The organism is Vibrio sp. 1180_3 (assembly GCF_029478545.1).
GTDB classification, from domain to species: Bacteria; Pseudomonadota; Gammaproteobacteria; order Enterobacterales; family Vibrionaceae; genus Vibrio; species Vibrio aestuarianus.
Map to the genome: position 1 here is coordinate 1 of NZ_SJFM01000181.1, position 446 is coordinate 446.

Genomic DNA, 446 nt, shown 5'->3' on the forward strand with positions numbered 1-446 from the left:
GACGACGGGTCATGCCCATGAAGCCCAGTGCATAGAGCGGCATGAACGCGACGAAGAAGCCCGAGATCCAGAACCAGAACGCTGCTTTACCCCAGCCTTCGTGCAGCTTGAAGCCGAACGCTTTCGGGAAGTAGAACGCGAAACCAGCGATGTAACCGAATACCGCACCGCCGATGATCACGTTGTGGAAGTGCGCGATCACGAACAGGCTATTGTGCAGCACAAAGTCAGCACCCGGGATGGCCAGCAGTACGCCGGTCATGCCGCCGATGGCGAAGGTCACCATGAAGCCCAGGGTCCACAGAACCTGGCTGGTGAAGCGCAGACGGCCCTGGTAGATGGTGAACAGCCAGTTGAATAGCTTCACACCCGTCGGGATGGAAATCAGCATCGTCGCCAGACCGAAGAAGGCGTTGACGCTGGCACCCGAACCCATGGTGAAGAAG

The 446-nt window shown here is 58.5% G+C and carries 1 protein-coding gene; it reads right to left on the reverse strand.

Annotation, left to right across the window (positions count from 1 at the left end):
* Positions 1–446: cbb3-type cytochrome c oxidase subunit I (locus EYW48_RS21475; protein WP_277433076.1), on the reverse strand; the 446-nt coding region annotated here is incomplete at both ends.